Here is a 2,280-nt window from a genome sequence, read left to right as displayed (position 1 = left end):
GTCCAGCGGCGCCCCCGGCTATGCCGAAGGCGCCGTTTTGCTGAGCAGTTCGACAGGCCGCGACATCGGCGCGATCGGCCTTGGCCGCGAGCATGAACGCGCAATAGGGATCGGAAAGCCGGACCGAAATCTGCCCGAAATCCATAGATGCCTCTTGTTAGATTGTCGACAATCTGCTTCTCTGCTTCCGGATCTTGTGGAGTGGAGGAATGGGGAAGCTGGATTTTGCTCCGATCGCGGACACGACAAGACGCGCCGAGATCGTGGCGTTGCTTCGGCGTGCAATCCTGACCGGCCAACTGGAACCCGGGCAGAAACTCAACGAACTCAGGATTGCCGAGCAGATGCGGGTGAGCCGCGCACCGCTGCGCGAAGCAATGCGTGAGCTGGTCCAGGAAGGCATCCTGACCAGCATTCCTTACGCCGGAACCTTCGTCATTGATGTGACCGCCAAGGACATCGACGACGCCTATTCGCTCAACAAGGTTCTGGATGAGTTCGCCATCGAACTGACCTGGCCGCTTCGCGACCAGCGGTTCTTCGATGAGCTGGACCGGCGCCACGAGGCGGTGAAGCAGGCGACGCGCGACCGCGACACCACAAGGCAGATCGAAACGGCGCTGCAATTGCACGGCCTGATCCACGAATGGGCCGACAATTCGGTTCTGCTCGAGACCTGGCAGCGACTGACCAGCCGGCTGCAGATGTATTTCGCCCTGCATCAGCGGGCGCGCAAAGAGCCGGTGCCTGACGAAGACATCCACAAGACCTATGTGCGGTTGCTGAAAGGCGCCGACATGCGCGCCGCACAAAGCCATGCCCGCGAGCATATCGGCGTCGACTTCGAAGAACTGCTCGCCTATGCGCGCAGCCTCGAACAGCGCGACTCCAAGGGCGCCAAGGCCGATCGCGCTGGCCCGACGCGCAACCGGCCGGACGGCAGCTGAGCCGACAGAAGCCGCCAAGTGCGGCTTCGTCAGGACATCACAGACAACGGACAGAGAAATTGCAGATCAAAACCATCAAGGCCTACCATGTCGTGCAGCCCTTCGTGGACGGGCCCTATCGTATGTCCAAGGGTCGTGTCGCCGACGCGTTCGACGCGGTGATCGTCGCCATCACCGCCGACAGCGGGCTGACCGGGTGGGGCGAGATGGCGCCGCTCGGCAATTTCTACTCGCCGGCATTCGCGGCCGGCACTCGCGCCGGTGTCATCGAAATCGCACCGCATCTGCTCGGCCACGATCCCCGCGCCTTGGCCAGTATCGGCAGGCTGATGGACACGGTGTTCAAGGGCCATCCCTACATCAAGTCGGCGCTCGACATGGCATGCTCGGATCTCGCGGCACGCGCCGCCGACATACCGCTGGTAACGCTGCTCGGCGGGCGCGAGAGCGAGACGGCAGAACTATACAAGGTCGTTACCCATGGCACGGTCGATGCGATGGCCGCACTTGCCAAGCGCATCGTCAAGGACGGGTTTCACCGGCTGCAGGTCAAGGTCGGCGGCAACGTCCATGACGATATCGAGCGCGTCACCGCGGTCGCCGCTTCGGTGCCGAAGGGCACCGTCATCTTCTGCGACGCCAATGCCGGCTGGACGCCCTATCAGGCGCGCGAGTTCACTGACGCGACGCGTGCCATCGACTACACGTTCGAGCAGCCCTGCACCACGATCGATGAATGCATGTCGGTGCGCCGCTCGCTCGACAAGCCGATGGTGCTGGACGAATCCGTCGCCTCGCTGGACGACATGCTCGACATCCACCGCAAGGGCGCGGCCGACGGGCTGACGCTGAAGATCTCGCGGCTCGGCGGCGTGACCAAGACGCGCCAGATCCGCGACCTTGCCGTCGATCTCGGCTTCATGATCACCGTCGAAGACACCGGCGGCGCCGAGATCGACACATCAGCCATGGCGCATCTGTCGCTGTCGACGCCGGAGGAGCGCCGGCTGCACGCCATTGCCTTCCACGAATGGGTGACGGTGCGCACCGCATCGAACATGCCGCCGGTTTCGGGAAGCCGCATCGGCATTCCGGACGGACCGGGCCTCGGCATCGATGTCGTTCCCGACCTGCTTGGCGCGCCCTTCTTCGAGGTCGGCAGCTAAGATACTGGCATGCGCCGATCGGGCATGCCGGTTGGCGATACCTGTCGCGCGATTCGTCGTTAGCGATAGACGCACCGGCAGCTGAGCCGCCATGAAGCAGCTTATCGCCGCACTTGCTCGCTTGGGAGAAGCGATGTCTCGATCATCGCGGTCTGCATCCCTAGAGA

General features: G+C 63.4%; 2 protein-coding genes. Both read left to right on the top strand.

What is annotated here, in order from left to right:
* Positions 1-209 precede the first annotated feature (209 nt).
* A complete protein-coding gene (locus EOA85_RS33125; RefSeq protein WP_127212519.1) occupies positions 210-947 on the top strand; it encodes a GntR family transcriptional regulator in 738 nt (245 codons plus the stop codon).
* A gap of 59 nt (positions 948-1,006) precedes the next feature.
* Positions 1,007-2,113 (top strand): mandelate racemase/muconate lactonizing enzyme family protein, encoded by a 1,107-nt coding sequence (locus tag EOA85_RS33120; protein WP_127212518.1) that lies wholly within the window; start codon positions 1,007-1,009, stop codon positions 2,111-2,113.
* Positions 2,114-2,280 lie beyond the last annotated feature (167 nt).

This window comes from Mesorhizobium sp. M5C.F.Ca.IN.020.29.1.1, from assembly GCF_003997375.1.
Classification (GTDB): Bacteria; Pseudomonadota; Alphaproteobacteria; order Rhizobiales; family Rhizobiaceae; genus Mesorhizobium; species Mesorhizobium wenxiniae.
The sequence above is the reverse complement of the archived record's forward strand: the minus strand, read 5'-3'. Positions and strand labels throughout refer to the sequence as shown.

Coding starts and splice junctions, on each gene's coding strand:
- EOA85_RS33125 (WP_127212519.1), top strand. CDS start 210: ATGGGGAAGCTGGATTTTGCTCCGATCGCGGACACGACAAGACGCGCC.